This window comes from Rhodococcus sp. P4_B6 (assembly GCF_056402215.1).
Genome location: NZ_JBFUHV010000020.1, coordinates 14952 through 29532 on the forward strand (window position 1 = coordinate 14952; position 14581 = coordinate 29532).

A 14581-nucleotide genomic window follows, 5' to 3' on the forward strand; every position below is an offset into this window, starting at 1 on the left:
GTAGGATCGGTGCGCGATGAACGGTAGAGAACGAGACACGGAGCCGGCGTACCAGCTGGTGTCGAGGCAGCTCCGCGAGCACATTGCTGCGGGCAAGTACAGCGGCGGGATCAAGCTGCCCACCGAATTCGAGCTCGCGGACCAGCACGGCGTCAGCCGGCAGACCGTTCGTCGCGCATTCCAGGACCTGGTGGCCGAAGGCATCGTCTACCGGGTCCCGGGCCGGGGCACGTTCGCCGCCGAGTCCGACGGCCGATACCTGCGGCAGCTGGGGTCGATCGAGGATCTGATGAACCTGTCGACGGACACCACCATGGAGGTGGTCACGCCCCTGCGCCGCCGGGTCGACATCGAGGCGGCGAGCAGGCTCCGCCTCGACACCGACCTCGTCAACACGGTCGTGTTCCGGCGACGCCACGACGACACCCCGTTCGTGCTGACCACCGTCTATCTGCCTGACGAGATCGCCCGGTTCGTCGCCGACGCACCCGAGATGTCCGAGGGCGCCGTCAGCTCGCACACGATCATCGGCCTGCTCGAACCGCACCTGCGGAGCCCCATCACCGAGGCTGCGCAATCGATCACCGTTGCGCCGGCGCCGGCGGACGTGGCCCGAGAACTCGGCTGCTCCGAGGGCCACTCGATGCTGCGGGTGGACCGCCTCTACTCCGACTCGGACGGGCGGACCGTCGAATTGGCGGTCAGCTACTTCCTGCCCGAGCATTACACCTACCGCGTGACCCTCCGCCGCGGCGGACGCTGACCTCGCTGCTCAGTCTCGAACCGGAGGAATCCGTCTCCTGGGCTCGACGATTCACGGTCTACGTGTCGGCCGGGGCGGTGCCCGAGCCCCAGCTTCCGAACTGCTCCACCACGCCCCACAGCGGGTCGGTGGGGCCGATGTCGTACGTGCACTCGGCGGGCCGGGGGTCCGGGACGAACGCCCACAGCAGCGCCCCGGCCGCGCCCGCGTCCCGCTGCCCCTGGATCTTGGCGCCGATGTGCGTCGCCCGGTCCGTCAGGCTGGCGCACGATCCGGCGAGTTCGCCGATCTCACCCATCAGGAGCGGTTTGCCGAGCGCCGCAGCCTGTTCGAGGCGCCGCGCGAGCCCGTTCCACTGATCGCCGGGCAGCGGAACCCCGTCGGCGCCGTAATCGTGGTACTGCACGACGTCGACATACGGTGACGCCGAGACGAATTGGTACTCGTCGCCCTGGGTTCCGCACTGGCCGCCGCCGGTGAATCCCGCCGTGATCAGCGTGCGCGGATCACGGGCCCGCACCTCGGCGCCCGCGGCGTCGAAGAAGTCACGCAGCACCTGTGCCGCACCGGGCTCGCACGACCGGGTCCACCACGAGCAGTCGGCGTCGGTGCACGTGCTCGTCTCCGGCTCCCCGACGAGTTCCCACGCCGCCAGCGACGGCGATCCCCGGAATCGGTCGACGGCGGTCCGCGTCCAGTCGCGGAAGCTCATCAGCGTGCGAGGCGCACCCGGCGTCATCGTCGTCCAGCCGTCCACGTACCACTGCCTGCCCTTGAACACCCCGTCCTCGCACGCCCCGTCCTGGGGTGCGAGAACCGGGATCAGCATCTGGTCGTGCGCCTCGGCCGCCGCGAACACGGCGTCCATCGGCCCGAAGTCGAGCTGTCCGGTGAAGCGGTTGATCGCCAGCGCCTGGAAGAGGTTGAAACGGGTCAGCGAGTGCGGCGGCAGCGCGGAGAAGTAGGAGTCGAGGTCGACCATCGCGCCGCAACCCCAATTGACCGACCAGTTCGTGGCCAATTGGTAGGCGTTGAACCCGGTCGGCCACCACGGTTGCCCGTCGAGCGCGAACCCGTCGGGCGAGGCGGTGACCCTGGCCCCCGGCGCGGGAGCGGCAGCCGACACGAAGCCCCCTCCCAGCGCCGTCAGAGCGACGGTCGCGATCACCGCGGCCAGTTTCGTGATGCGCGTCACCGTCATGGATGAATAGTAGGGACCGGTCGGTACGAATGGAGGTTTGTTTCGCCCCTCGAGCGACCGTCCAGTCCCGCTGACAGGGGACGACGCCTCGAACTTCACCCCCTCGACCCGATAGTGTGCACGGCGGGGGCAAGCGCACGTCATCACCGAGAATTCGCAGAGGTTTACATTGTCGAGTCCCGAAAACGACGCCGAGCTCGCAGGCCGCGTCCAGCGCCTGCTGCAGTTCCTGCGTGAGATCGTCCGGGCTCGCACGAAGCCGGTTCTCCGCGTCGACCAGCACGAACAGGTTGAATGGCTGCATCAGGACGGCCGGACCATCCAACTCGATTCCGACGCCGCGCAGGGCGACATCGTTCTGCGGGTGCCCCTCATCGGCGTCGAGGATCCGCCGGAACTACCGACCGTCCTGGCCGGCTGGGTGGATGCGTCGGCCCGGGCCGACAGCTCGCGGTCCGACCTCGAGCTGAACGCGTCCGACGCGTACGCCGAGGACTCCGACGAGGAATACGACGTGCGCCGCGCGTACGACGTCCGGCAGGCGTTCGACGCGTACGTGCCGCGCTGGCAGGCGTGGGCGAAGGCGGATCGGGAGCGTCGCCCGCACGCCGATCTGTACCAGTCGCTGCAGCGGATGCTGCAGGAGCTGAACGCCCGCCCCGAGTCGATCGAACTCGTGCTCGCGTCCGGACTGCTGACCCTGGCCGGTGCGGGACCGGACGGCGGTGTCCAGACCCACCTGGTCACCCAGTCCGCGAGCATCCACCGCGATCCGCGGACCGGCGACCTGCTGGTGCGGCTGATCGCGGGCTCCCAACCCCGGCTCGAAGACTCCCAGTTGTTCACCGGACTGGACGTCTACGACAGCGCGCACGCGATGCCGCTGCAGAAGCAACTGCAGGACACCGTCACGTCGCCGCTGGGCGACGGCGTCCGCACACTCCTCGCGGAGTGGGCTCCGAAGTCGCTGACGGCGTACGTCGATGTGCGCGACAACGTCCGGCAACCGGCCGACGACGCGAACGGCACCGTGACGCTGTCGCCCGCCCTGGTGCTGCGCAAGCGCAGCGCGTTCGCCCTGGTCGAGTACTACGAGCAGATGATCTCCCACCTCGACGGCGACGGCGCGACCGTCCCGCTCGGGCTCGCCCAGCTCGTCGAGGCGATCGAACCGGCGGACCGGCTGTCGTGGCTCGAGCGCACCGGCGCCGCCACCTCCTCCACCCTCGCCGAGGACCCGCTCTTCCCGCTTCCGGCCAACGCCGAGCAGTCGCAGATCATCGAGCGGCTCGGCGGCGACAGCGGAGTGGTGGTCGAAGGCCCGCCCGGGACGGGCAAGACCCACACGATCGCCAACCTGGTGTCGGCGCTGCTCGCCCGCGGCCAGCGGGTGCTCGTCACGAGCGAGAAGGCGCAGGCGCTCCGCGTCCTGAGGGACAAGCTCCCGCCCGAGATGCAGGAGCTGTGCGTCTCGATCACGGACCTGTCCCGCGGCGGCTCGGACGAGCTCACCCGCAGTGTGGCGACCATCGCCGAACGGAAGTCGTCGTTCAACCCGCACAGCGAGGGCCAGAAGATCGCCGACCTCCGCGCCCAGCGGGACGAGGCCGTGCAGAAGCGGGCCGTCGTGCTCGAGCAGGTGAAGGCACTGCGCGAGTCCGAGACGTACCAGCACGACGCCGTCGCCGACGGCTACGAGGGCACCGCCGCCACCATCGTCCGCAAGGTCATGGGCCTGCAGGACGCGTTCGAGTGGCTTCCCGGACCGCTGCTCAGCGAGCAACCGCCCCTCACCGGCACCGAGGTCGAGACCCTGCGCCGGCTGTGTGTGACGGCGTCCCCCGAGCGCGCGCAGCGTGCACGTCAGACGCTTCCCGCGTTGGACTCCCTGCTGCCGAACCGGGCCGAACTCGAACGGCTCTGCTCGCGCGCGTCGACCAGCATCCCCATCGACACCCCGCAGTCGGCGCACCTGCTCGAGGTCCTCGGTGGCGTCGATCCGGAGACCGCGTACTCCATCCGCAGGCACTGCAAGGAACTGCAGGCCCGCGCGCACGACGTCCTCGACCTGGACGGCCAGTTCCAGAGCCTCGCCGACACCGTCCTGTCCGGCAGGGCCACCCATCTGTGGGGGCGCCTGGACGCGCTGCCCGCGATCGTCGAGGCGGCCGCGGCCGCCGACCGCTACATCGGTGCGCAGGACGTCCAGTGCGCCGTCATGACCCGACCCGCCCTGCAGGCGGTGGGTGCGCTCGCCGTCGCCCTCGAATCCGGCGCCGTCGAGTGGAAGGCCCGCTTCCGTCGCAGCGAGGAGCAGAAGGCCTTCGAGGAACTCGGCCTCGACGCCACCGTCGACGGCGTCCCCGCCACGACCGCCGCCACGGTGCGGCTGGTGACCGAGCACCTGCGCGCCCACGACGCCGCGCAGACCGCCGCGACCCTGCTGGCCGATCTGCGGATTCCGGTGGACATGAACGGGTCCCGTGCCGTTCAGGTCGACAGCCTCAACATGATCGTCGGCCGGGTGGCCCGCGTGCGCGCACTCCTCGTCGCCCGCGACGCGCTGGCCCGTGAACTGTTCGCGCTGTCCCCGAACGCGCCGCGGATCCGTAACCTCGCGGACGCCACCGCGGTGGCCGGGGCCGCGGAGGCCATCACCACCCGCGCCGACGTGGACAGTGCGCGTGCGGAACTCGACACCATCGTCTCGGCCGTCTCCACCGAGGTCGACGCGGGACCCTCACCCGAAGGCGCCGCTCTGGTGGCGGCGCTCGACCAGGCCGACAACGCCGCGCTCTCCGAGGCTCTCACCCGGTACGCGATCGCCCGCGTCGAACAGCAGGATCAGCGGCTGTTCGACGAGTTGTCCGACCGGCTCTCACCCGTCGCGCCGGCACTGTACGACCTCGTGCGCAGGACGGCGGCGCTCACCGAGTGGGACGAGATGAGCTGGCAGATGTCGGAGGCCTGGGCGTGGCGCCGCGCCCGCCAATGGGTCACCGAGCAGCACCGGGCCGGTCGTGAGCAGGAACTCGAAGCCGAACTCAACGCCGTCGACGCGGATCTCGCCCATCTGACGGCGCGGCTAGCGGCCGCCACCGCGTGGCGCGACTGCCTCGAACACCTGACGGCAGACCAGGTGCGGGCGCTGCAGACGTACCGTGAGCACATCTCGAGCATCGGTGCAGGCGCCGGAAAGTACGCCGAGAAGTACCGCAGCGCAGCACGATCCGCGATGGGGGAGGCGCAGGGCGCGGTGCCCGCGTGGGTGATGCCGCTGCAGCAGGTCCTCGCGTCCATCCCGCCCGTGCCGGGCAGCTTCGACGTCGTCATCGTCGACGAGGCGAGCCAGGCCGACATCACCAACCTGTTCCTGCTGTGGCTGGCGCCGCGGGTCATCGTCGTCGGCGACGACAAGCAGTGCGCCCCCGCCGACATCCCCACCAGCGGCACCCTCGACGACGTGTTCACCCGCCTGGACGCGTACCTGCCCGACCTCCCCGAGTACGTCCAGGCCACGCTCACCCCGCGGTCGAGTCTGTTCTCGATTCTGCGCACCAGCTTCGGGCAGGTCGTCCGGCTCCGTGAGCACTTCCGCTCCATGCCCGAGATCATCAACTGGTCGAGCACCCAGTTCTACGGCGAACTGCCGCTGGTCCCGGTGCGTCAGTTCGGCGCGGATCGGCTTCCGCCGCTGAAACATACGTACGTATCCGACGCTTCCGTGTCGGGCAAGGACTCGACCCTCACCAACCACGTCGAGGCCGCAGCCCTCGTCGATCAGCTCATCGAATGCCTCGTCGACCCCCGCTACGACGGCAAGACATTCGGAATCGTCGTGCTGCAGGGGCAGTCCCAGGTCGACGCCATCCGAACCGAACTCGTCAAACGCATCGGCATCGAACAGTGGGAGYAGCGACGACTGCGCGTCGGGACGCCGCCCGACTTCCAGGGCGACGAACGAAGCGTCGTCTTCCTGTCGATGGTCGTGGGACCGGAGCAGAACTTCGCACCGCTGACGGCGAACCAGTACAAGCGGCGGTTCAACGTCGCGGCGACACGCGCGCAGGACCAACTGTGGTTGTTCCACTCCGTGACCGTCGACGAACTGAAGCGGGCCGACTTACGCAACTCCCTGCTCAGCTACATGATGTCGACGTCGCCGGCGCCGGCCGACCCGATGCCGCAGGACGTCGACCGCGACGTGCGGATCCCCCCGTTCGACAACCTCCTCGAACAGCGGGTGTTCAACGACATCGCCGACCGCGGTTACCACGTCAATTCCCAAGTCGAGGTGAACAATCGGCGCATCGACCTCGTCGTCACCGGCGGCACCAGGAGGCTCGCCGTCGAATGCGACGGCGACGCCTTCTCGACCACCCCGGAACAGAGGATCGCGGACCTCGAACGCGAGCAGGAACTCAAGCGGTGCGGCTGGACGTTCTGGCGCGTCCGGGAGTCGGAGTACTACCTCGACCCGAAGGCCGCCCTGTCGAGCCTGTGGGACACGCTGGACAACCTGGGCATCGCCCCGCACGCGGTCGATCACGCGATGGCCATCGAGGCCGCCGCCACCGAACGCGCGGCGCGCGACGCGGCCGCCGCGACCGAGCGAGGGAAGCATGCGGCGCCCATAGGCGCTTCGCGCCCGTGAGTACTTGTTAACGTCCCGCGGTTAACAAGTACTCACGGGCGCGGCTGCGCACGACTGTCGCCACGGAACTCGGCGATGACGTCGTCGCCGCGCCGGACGGTGACGTCGTAGAGGCCGTTGCGCCCGAAGCGGGCCCGTTCCACCGCCTCGGCGACGAGGGTGTCGCCGAGGCGGGTGGCCGTGAGGAACCGGATGTCGGCGCGGGCGGCGACCGCGGCAGTGTCGTACCCGTTGCACGCCATCGCGAATGCGGTGTCGGCGAGGGTGAACACGAAGCCGCCGTGGGTGATGCCGTGACCGTTGACCATGGTCTCACCCACGACCATCGACGCGACCGCGTGACCGGGGCTGAGCTCGAGGATCTGGATGCCGAGCGCGCGGGACGCGTTGTCTGCCTCGAACATCTCCCGCGCGATACGGCATTCCGCGGACGCGTCGACAGTCATGGTTCTCCTACTGGTTGTAGACGGATTCTTCTTCTTGGACGTACATGGTGACGCCGCCGGTGGCGAAGTTGCGGACGTCCTTGCCCGCCTGCTTCATCTCCTCGGACTGCAACCCGGACTTCATGGTGGCGGCGTCGGGGAAGACGAGGCTCGCGACGGCGTAGTACGGCGGTGTCCCGCCGTCGAGGGCGCTGCACTTGCCCCACGTGAAGTCGGACAGGCCGGGGACCTTGCGTGCCAGCGGCATGTGGGTGTCGCGGTAGTAGGCGTCGAACGCGTCGGGGTCATCGGGCTGGCCGTAACAGACGGCGACCTTGAAGCTCATGCATCTTCTCCTTTGGCGACGAGGGTGAGAACGTCGTACGTTGCGACGGGGTCGCCGTCCTGGTTGACGACGACTGCATCCCAACGGACTTCACCGTAGTCCGCGCTGCTGCGCGGGGTGATGAGCTTCGCGGTCAGGGTGACGGTGAGGCTGTCGTCGGCCTTGACGGGGGTGAGGAACCGGAGGTTGTCGACGCCGAAGTTGGCGAGGACGGGACCGGGGTTGGGTTCGACGAACAGGCCGGCGGCGAGGGAGACCACCAGGTACCCGTGGGCGACGATGCCACCGAACAGCGGGTTGGCGGCGGCGGCCTCGGGGTCGGTGTGGGCGTAGAACGTGTCGCCGGTGAACTCGGCGAAGTGGTCGATGTCGGCGAGGGTGACCTGGCGGGGGCCGCCGACGATGGTGTCGCCGATCCGCAACTGCGCGAGGTTCTTCCGGAACGGGTGGACGCCGTCGTCGTTGCGCTGGGAGCCGGTGACCCACTTGTTCCCGACCGCGGTGAGGATGTCGGGGGTGGCCTGGACCGCGGTGCGTTGCATGTGGTGCAGGATGCCGCGGATGCCGCCGAGTTCCTCGCCGCCGCCGGCGCGTCCGGGTCCGCCGTGCACGAGGACGGGCAGCGGTGAGCCGTGGCCGGTGGATTCCTTGGCGTCGTCGCGGTTGAGGACGAGGACGCGGCCGTGGAACGGGGCGAGGCCCAGGACGATGTCGCGGGCGAGCGCGGAGTCGCGGGTGACGAGGGAGGCGACGAGGCTGCCCTTGCCGCGGGCGGCGAGTGCGATGACCTCGTCGGTGCTGTCGTATCCGATGACGGTGCTGACGGGACCGAACGCCTCGATGTCGTGGGGTTCGGTGGCGTCCTTGTCGTCGGAGCGCAGCAGGATCGGCGGCAGGAACGCGCCGGTCGCCTTGTCCGCGCCGACGACGTCGAAGTTGTCCGGGTCACCGACCACGATCTGCGCCGACTTGGTGAGTCCGCGAAGCGACTTCAGCACCTCGTCGCGCTGTTCGATGCTGGCGAGCGCACCCATCGTGACGCCTTCGGCGTCGGGGGCGCCGACGACCACGCGGGACAGCCGGGCCTGGGCGGCGGCAATGACGTCGTCCATCAGCGCGGACGGCACGAGGGCGCGCCGGATGGCGGTGCACTTCTGGCCGGCCTTCACCGTCATCTCGGTGACGAGTTGCTTGACGTAGAGGTCGAATTCTTCGCTGCCCGGTTCGACGTCGGAGCCGAGGATGGAGGCGTTGAGCGAGTCGGCCTCGGCGTTGAAGTGGACGCCCTCACCGACGACGTTCGGGTGCGCCCGCAGGGTTGCCGCGGTGTCGGCGGAGCCGGTGAACGCGACGGAGTCCTGCCCGCCGAGGTGGTCGAGCAGCCCGCGGGCGCTCCCCGACAGCAGCTGGACCGAGCCCTCGGGCAGCAGCCCGGATTCGATGATGCGACGGAACACCAGTTCGGTGAGGTACGCCGACTGGCTCGCGGGCTTCACGATCGACGGGACGCCGGCGATGAACGCGGGGGCGAGCTTCTCGAGGAAACCCCACACCGGGAAGTTGAACGCGTTGATCTGGACGGCCACGCCGCGGCGGGACGTGTAGACGTGCTGGCCGAGGAACGTGCCCTTCTTGCCGAGCTGTTCGAACGCTCCGTCGAGGTAGACGGTGTCGTTGGGGAGTTCGCGGCGGGCCTTGCTCGCGTAACTGAGGAGGGTGCCGAAGCCGCCGTCGATGTCGACGCCGGAGTCGCGTTTGGTGGCGCCGGTCGAGGTGGACAGGGCGTAGAACTCGTCCTTGCCCGCCATGAGGGTCAGGGCGAGCGCCTTGAGGGCGGCGGCGCGCTCGTGGAAGGTCAGCTTCGCCAGGGCCGGTCCGCCGACCTCGCGGGCGTAGGTCACCATCTCGCCGAGGTCGAGACCGGTCGCGGAGATGCGCGCCACCTCGGAGCCGTCGACCGCACTCAGCAGCGGGGTTCCCTCGTCCGGCGCGGTGTACCAGCGTCCGGCGGCGTAGCTTTCCAGTAACTTGCTCACGACAACTCCATTTCACCGTACGTTCGGTCGGTTAACAGAATCGTCGCTCTACCCGCTGGTTGTCAAGGGAGGATGTGAAGTTTCCCATCGCGACCTGCCCTTGCGTACCGACCGAAGATTCGGTTATTAATAGACGGCACCCCCGTGAAGGAGAAGACTGTGGCCGAAGTGTTTCTGGTGGACGGAGCCCGTACCCCGCAGGGTCGGTACGGCGGAGCGCTCGCAGGAGTGCGCCCCGACGACCTTGCTGGTCTCGTCGTGGCCGAGGCCGCCCGCCGGGCCGGAATCCCGGGCGACGCCGTCGACGAGGTGATTCTCGGTGCCGCCAACCAGGCCGGCGAGGACAACCGCGACGTCGCCCGCATGGCCGTGCTGCTCGCGGGCCTGCCCGACAGCGTTCCCGGCTACACGGTGAACCGGCTGTGCGCGAGCGGTCTGACCGCCGTCGCGTCGGCCGCGCACACCATCCGCAGCGGCGAGGCCGACATCGTGATCGCCGGCGGCGTCGAATCGATGACCCGCGCACCCTGGGTGATGGCCAAGCCCGGCACCCCGTGGGCCCGACCGGGAGAGGTGGCCGACACCTCGCTCGGCTGGCGGTTCACCAACCCGCGGTTCACCGCCGCCGACCGCGACGTGCCGGCCGGCGCCGGACCGGACGTCCGCAAGGTGACGCTGTCGATGGGCGAGACCGCCGAGGAGGTCGCCGCGCTCGAGGGCATCACCCGCGCCGAGAGCGACGCGTTCGCGCTGCGCAGCCAGGAGCGGGCGATCGCCGCCGTCGACGCCGGCCGGTTCGACCGCGAGATCGTCCCGGTGCCGCTGCGCGACGGCGAACTGACCGCCGACGAGACCCCACGACGGGGCACCACCCTGGAGAAGCTGGGCAAGCTGAAACCGGTGTTCCGTCAGGACGGCATCGTCACCGCCGGTTCGTCGTCCTCCCTCTCGGACGGCGCCGCGGCGCTCGTCATCGCGAGCGAGGCGGCGGTGGAGAAGTACGGCCTGACCGTCCGCGGCCGCATCGTCACCAGCGCCAGCGCGGGTATCGCCCCCAACGTCATGGGTCTGGGTCCGGTCCCGGCGACGCGGAAGGCGCTGGCCCGGGCGAACTGGTCGATCTCCGACCTCGGCGCCGCCGAACTCAACGAGGCCTTCGCGGCGCAGTCGCTCGGGGTGATCCGTCAGCTGAAGCTCGACGAGAGCATCGTCAACGCGGACGGCGGCGCCATCGCGCTCGGTCACCCGCTGGGCTGCTCGGGTGCGCGGATCCTGCTGACGCTGCTCGGCCGGATGGAACGCGAAGGCGCCCGCCGCGGGCTGGCCACGCTGTGCGTGGGCGTCGGCCAGGGCGTCGCGATGCTGATCGAGGCCCCGTGAACACGCTGAAGGTCGAGGACCGCGACGACCGCATGGTGGTCACGCTGCACCGTCCCGCACAGCGCAACGCGATCAATGCGGAGATGATCGCCGAACTACACCAGGTGTGCGCGGTGCTGGAGGCGACGCCGAAGCCGATGCTGCTGACCGGCGAGGGCGACCACTTCGCGGGCGGCGCCGACATCGCCGAACTGCGCGAACGCGGCCGCGACGAGGCGTTCGCCGGCATCAACCGTAATTTGTTCGATCGCATCGCGAAGCTGCCGCTGCCCACCGTCGCCGCGGTCAGCGGATACGCGCTCGGCGGCGGCGCCGAACTGTCCTACGCCTGCGACCTCCGCATCGCCACCGAGACCGCGGTCTTCGGGAACCCGGAGCCGGGGCTGGGCATCATGGCCGCGGCGGGCGCGAGTTACCGGCTGCCCGAACTGGTCGGCAAGTCCGTCGCCAAGCAGGTGCTGCTCGGCGGCCGGAACCTGGACGCCGACGCGGCGCTGCGGCACGGACTCGTGATGGACGTCGTCCCCGCCGGTGAGCACGTCGCCGCCGCCGAGAAGGCGATCGACCGCATCACCCGTTCGGCGCCGCTGGCCCTGAAGCTGACCAAGATCATCGTCGACGCACCGGGCTCGCACCCGTTCGCCGACGACATCGCCCAGGCGGTGCTGTTCGAGAGCCGCGACAAACACGACCGCATGACGGCCTTTCTGGAGAAGAAGAAATGACGAGCACAGCACCGAAGAACGTCGGAGTGGTCGGCGGCGGCCGGATGGGCGCGGGCATCGCGCAGGTCTTCGCCACCCTCGGCTCCACCGTCACCATCGCCGAGAGCGGCGACCGGCAGGCGGCCCTGCAGCGGGTGTCCGACGGACTCGACCGAGCGCACGAGCGCGGCAAGCTCGGCGACGCCGACCCCGCGACGATCCTCGGACGGGTGTCGACGGTGAAGGCGCCCGACGCGCTCCCGCCCGCCCTTGATCTGGTGGTCGAGGCGGTGCCGGAACTGGTCGACCTCAAGCTCGGCGTGCTCGCACTGGTCGAGAAGACCGTCTCGCCCGCCACCGTGATCGCTACCAACACGAGCTCGATCTCCATCGCCGAACTCGGTGCCGCGCTGAACGATCCGGCCCGCCTGATCGGGATGCACTTCTTCAACCCGGTCCCGGCGTCGACGCTCGTGGAGATCGTGCGTGCCCCCGCCACCGATGCCGGGGTGGTCGAGAAGGTCCGCGAGTGGGTGTCGCTGCTGGGTAAGACCGAGGTGCTCGTCAACGACTCCCCGGGCTTTGCAACCAGTCGGCTCGGAGTGTGCCTCGGGCTCGAGGCGATCCGGATGCTCGAGGAGGGCGTCGCCGACGCCGAGTCCATCGACCGGGCCATGGAGCTGGGATACCGGCACCCGATGGGGCCGCTGCGGTCCACCGACCTGGTCGGCCTCGACGTCCGGCTCGCGATCGCCGAGCACCTCGCGAAGACCCTCGGCGAGCGGTTCGCGCCGCCCGCCCTGCTCCGCGAGAAGGTCGCCCGCGGCGAACTCGGCCGCAAGACCGGCCAAGGCTTCTACACCTGGTCCTGAGAGGCCACCCACCACAACCAGCAGGAGGCGCATTCTCTTGAGCAGTAACGACGTGATCGGACTTTCCGTGGACGCGGGACTGGCCACCATCACCCTGCGCAGGGCGGGCGCGTCCAACGCGCTCGACCGCGCGGTGAAGGAACAGTTGCTCGCCGCGGTCGAGAAGGTGGCCGGCGACGACAGTGTGCGTGCCCTGCTGCTGGCGGCGGAGGGGAAGAACTTCTGCGTCGGCCAGGATCTGGCCGAGCACGTAACCGGCCTCGAGGCCGATCCCGCACACGCGATGGACACCGTCGCCGAGCACTACAACCCGCTGCTCCGGGCCCTGGCCGGGGTCCGGGTGCCGGTGGTCGTCGCGATCAACGGGGCGTGCGTCGGGGCGGGTCTCGGCATCGCCCTCGCCGGCGACATCCGGATCGCGGGGGAGGGCGCCAAGTTCGCCACCGCGTTCACCGGGATCGCCCTGGCCGGGGACTCCGGCCTCAGTCACACGCTCGTGGAGGCGCTCGGGGCGAGCCGCGCGACGGGGCTGATGATGCTCGGCGACCGGTTCACGGCCGCGCAGGCGCTGGACTGGGGGCTGGTGCACCGGGTGGTGCCCGACGCCGAACTCGGGGACGCGGCCGCCGCGCTGGCGCGGCAGCTCGCCGACGGTCCCACCGCCGCGTATGCGCAGGTCAAGTCGCTGGTCTCGGCGGCGTCCACGGGGCTGTCGGAGGCGCTCGAGCGGGAGCGTGCGGCCGCGGAGGCGCTCGGGCAGTCGAAGGACCACCGCAGTGCGGTCGACGCGTTCCTCGCGAAACGCACACCCACCTTCGAAGGACACTGACGTAATTCGGCTCCCGCCCTTGTGTGGGCGGGGGCGGACATGCATACTTGATACCAACCGATCATTCGGTAATAGAGGTAGGACATATGACCACGTCACACGCTTCCGATGAGCTGCAAACGCTCTTCGATGACACCATCGCCGCCGACCAGAGGGTCGAGCCCCGGGACTGGATGCCCGACGGCTACCGCAAGACGCTGATCCGGCAGATCGCGCAGCACGCGCATTCGGAGATCATCGGCATGCAGCCGGAGGGCAACTGGCTCACCCGGGCGCCGTCGCTGCGTCGCAAGGCGATCCTCATGGCGAAGGTCCAGGACGAGGCCGGGCACGGCCTGTACCTGTACTCGGCCGCGGAGACACTCGGAGCCGACCGCGCCGACCTCACCCAGAAGCTGATCGAGGGCAAGCAGAAGTACTCCTCGATCTTCAACTACCCGACGCTCACCTACGCCGACGTGGGAGTCATCGGCTGGCTGGTCGACGGCGCCGCGATCTGCAACCAGGTGCCGTTGTGCCGCAGCTCCTTCGGGCCGTACGCCCGCGCGATGATCCGGGTCTGCAAGGAGGAGTCGTTCCACCAGCGTCAGGGCTTCGAACTGCTGATGACGATGATGCGCGGCAGCGACGCCCAGCGGGAGATGGTGCAGGAGTCGGTGAACCGGTGGTGGTGGCCGGCGCTGATGATGTTCGGACCGCCGGACGACCAGTCGCCGAACTCTGAGCAGTCCATGAAGTGGCGCATCAAGCGGCACACCAACGACGAACTCCGTCAGCGGTTCGTCGACATGTCCATCCCGCAGGCCGAGGTCCTCGGCGTGACGTTCCCGGATCCGGACCTGAAGTGGAACGCCGAACGCGGCGCCCACGACTTCGGGGAGCCCGACTGGAGCGAATTCATGCAGGTGATCAAGGGCAACGGCGCTTCGAGCGTCGAGCGCGTCGCCAATCGGCGGGCAGCACACGAGAACGGGGCGTGGGTGCGGGAGGCCGCAACGGCCTTCGCCCGCCGCGAGAGCAACAAGGAGAACGCACGATGAGCACGGACGACACCGCGGTGCGCGCGGACTGGCCCCTGTACGAGGTGTTCCTGCGGGGCAAGCGCGGACTCAACCACGTCCACGTCGGATCCCTGCACGCCGCCGACGACGAGATGGCCGTCCGCCACGCGCGGGATGTCTACACCCGGCGCAACGAGGGTGTGAGCATCTGGGTGGTGCGGTCCAGTTCGATCGTGGCGTCCAGCCCGTCGGAGAAGGACCCGTACTTCGCGCCCAGCGGCGACAAGGTGTACCGGCACCCCACGTTCTACGAGATCCCCGACAACGTTCCCCACATGTGATCCGGCCCAGACCGTTTTGCAGGCCGACG

General features: G+C 69.5%; 12 protein-coding genes. 8 read left to right on the plus strand and 4 right to left on the minus strand.

Annotated elements, in window-relative coordinates:
• The first annotated feature begins 16 nt into the window (after window positions 1-16).
• On the plus strand, window positions 17-763 hold the full coding sequence (locus AC1DWT_RS12440; RefSeq protein ID WP_072936979.1) for a GntR family transcriptional regulator: 747 nt from the start codon (window positions 17-19) through the stop codon (window positions 761-763).
• Between the two features lie 58 nt (window positions 764-821).
• Here AC1DWT_RS12440 and AC1DWT_RS12445 read toward each other — a convergent pair whose 3' ends face one another.
• Entirely contained in the window at window positions 822-1964 is a 1143-nt protein-coding gene (locus tag AC1DWT_RS12445) for a beta-mannosidase (protein WP_072936980.1), read from the minus strand.
• A 169-nt stretch (window positions 1965-2133) separates the two neighbouring features.
• On the opposite strand from AC1DWT_RS12445, the gene AC1DWT_RS12450 reads away from it, so the two are divergent.
• Window positions 2134-6618, plus strand: a complete 4485-nt coding sequence (locus AC1DWT_RS12450) for an AAA domain-containing protein (protein WP_477920750.1) — start codon at window positions 2134-2136, stop codon at window positions 6616-6618.
• Window positions 6619-6650: 32 nt separating this feature from the next.
• Here the strand turns inward: AC1DWT_RS12450 and paaI are convergent, their stop codons facing one another.
• Genes paaI through paaZ form a run of 3 tightly spaced genes read right to left on the minus strand, consistent with a single transcriptional unit; the run spans window position 6651 to window position 9425 of the window.
• Entirely contained in the window at window positions 6651-7064 is a 414-nt protein-coding gene (gene paaI / locus AC1DWT_RS12455) for a hydroxyphenylacetyl-CoA thioesterase PaaI (RefSeq protein ID WP_095862068.1), read from the minus strand.
• Window positions 7065-7071: 7 nt separating this feature from the next.
• Window positions 7072-7389 (minus strand): EthD family reductase, encoded by a 318-nt coding sequence (locus tag AC1DWT_RS12460; protein ID WP_095862069.1) that lies wholly within the window; start codon window positions 7387-7389, stop codon window positions 7072-7074.
• Window positions 7386-9425 (minus strand): phenylacetic acid degradation bifunctional protein PaaZ, encoded by a 2040-nt coding sequence (paaZ, locus tag AC1DWT_RS12465; RefSeq protein WP_072936984.1) that lies wholly within the window; start codon window positions 9423-9425, stop codon window positions 7386-7388. The genes AC1DWT_RS12460 and paaZ overlap by 4 nt, the downstream gene beginning before the upstream one ends.
• 159 nt (window positions 9426-9584) lie before the next feature.
• Between paaZ and AC1DWT_RS12470 the strand changes: the two genes are divergently transcribed.
• The 6 genes from AC1DWT_RS12470 (at window position 9585) to paaB (ending at window position 14552) form a co-directional block, all read left to right on the plus strand.
• Window positions 9585-10805 carry a thiolase family protein gene (locus tag AC1DWT_RS12470; RefSeq protein WP_477920754.1) on the plus strand — a complete coding sequence of 407 codons (1221 nt, stop codon included), beginning with the start codon at window positions 9585-9587 and terminating at the stop codon, window positions 10803-10805.
• A complete protein-coding gene (locus AC1DWT_RS12475) occupies window positions 10802-11530 on the plus strand; it encodes an enoyl-CoA hydratase/isomerase family protein (RefSeq protein ID WP_477920756.1) in 729 nt (242 codons plus the stop codon). The genes AC1DWT_RS12470 and AC1DWT_RS12475 overlap by 4 nt, the downstream gene beginning before the upstream one ends.
• Window positions 11527-12381, plus strand: a complete 855-nt coding sequence (locus tag AC1DWT_RS12480; RefSeq protein WP_095862071.1) for a 3-hydroxyacyl-CoA dehydrogenase family protein — start codon at window positions 11527-11529, stop codon at window positions 12379-12381. Before AC1DWT_RS12475 ends, AC1DWT_RS12480 begins: the two co-directional genes overlap by 4 nt.
• A gap of 37 nt (window positions 12382-12418) precedes the next feature.
• The gene (locus tag AC1DWT_RS12485) at window positions 12419-13210 is read left to right on the plus strand and encodes an enoyl-CoA hydratase-related protein (protein ID WP_477920758.1); all 792 of its coding nucleotides are present in this window, start codon (window positions 12419-12421) and stop codon (window positions 13208-13210) included.
• 86 nt (window positions 13211-13296) lie between these two features.
• Window positions 13297-14250, plus strand: coding sequence for a 1,2-phenylacetyl-CoA epoxidase subunit PaaA (gene paaA / locus AC1DWT_RS12490; RefSeq protein ID WP_072936988.1), 954 nt, complete (start codon window positions 13297-13299; stop codon window positions 14248-14250).
• Complete coding sequence (gene paaB, locus AC1DWT_RS12495) at window positions 14247-14552, plus strand: 1,2-phenylacetyl-CoA epoxidase subunit PaaB (protein WP_072936989.1); 306 nt, start codon at window positions 14247-14249, stop codon at window positions 14550-14552. The genes paaA and paaB overlap by 4 nt, the downstream gene beginning before the upstream one ends.
• The last annotated feature ends 29 nt before the right edge of the window (window positions 14553-14581 follow it).

Excerpts from the sequence above, each read along its gene's own strand:
- paaB (WP_072936989.1), top strand. The coding sequence starts at position 14,247 with ATGAGCACGGACGACACCGCGGTGCGCGCGGACTGGCCCCTGTACGAG.
- AC1DWT_RS12480 (WP_095862071.1), top strand. The coding sequence starts at position 11,527 with ATGACGAGCACAGCACCGAAGAACGTCGGAGTGGTCGGCGGCGGCCGG.
- paaA (WP_072936988.1), top strand. The coding sequence starts at position 13,297 with ATGACCACGTCACACGCTTCCGATGAGCTGCAAACGCTCTTCGATGAC.
- AC1DWT_RS12440 (WP_072936979.1), top strand. The coding sequence starts at position 17 with ATGAACGGTAGAGAACGAGACACGGAGCCGGCGTACCAGCTGGTGTCG.
- paaI (WP_095862068.1), bottom strand. The coding sequence starts at position 7,064 with ATGACTGTCGACGCGTCCGCGGAATGCCGTATCGCGCGGGAGATGTTC.
- AC1DWT_RS12445 (WP_072936980.1), bottom strand. The coding sequence starts at position 1,964 with ATGACGGTGACGCGCATCACGAAACTGGCCGCGGTGATCGCGACCGTC.
- AC1DWT_RS12460 (WP_095862069.1), bottom strand. The coding sequence starts at position 7,389 with ATGAGCTTCAAGGTCGCCGTCTGTTACGGCCAGCCCGATGACCCCGAC.